The following is a 309-nucleotide window of genomic DNA, read 5'->3' on the forward strand; positions in this document are numbered from 1 at the left end:
AACAAGCGAGCGATCTATCTGCACGATACGCCAAGTAAAGGCCTGTTTAATGACGACTTCCGCGCTTATAGCTCCGGCTGCATACGTGTTGAACATGCAGAGGAATTGGCTGAGTTGTTGTTTGCTACCAAGGTAAGGAAAGTACCGAACCAAAATGATGATCTTGCTCCGAATACTAAGGTGCGACTCAAGAAGCGAATCCCCGTACATATCATTTATCAAACCGTATTGTTTGAAGAAGGGGGCATACAGTATCGTGGTGACATCTATCAATATGATAAAGAGGGTGGTTAATTATCAGTGAAGCCA

1 protein-coding gene is annotated in these 309 nt (G+C 44.0%); it reads left to right on the plus strand.

Annotated features, from left to right (window positions below; all coding sequences use genetic code 11):
• The coding region (locus AB4512_RS24100; protein ID WP_372176013.1) for a L,D-transpeptidase family protein at positions 1-294 on the plus strand (294 nt) is incomplete at its 5' end.
• Between the last annotated feature and the right edge of the window lie 15 nt (positions 295-309).

The sequence above is a fragment of the Vibrio sp. 10N.222.52.B7 genome (assembly GCF_041474275.1).
In the GTDB taxonomy this organism is placed as follows: Bacteria; Pseudomonadota; Gammaproteobacteria; order Enterobacterales; family Vibrionaceae; genus Vibrio; species Vibrio crassostreae_C.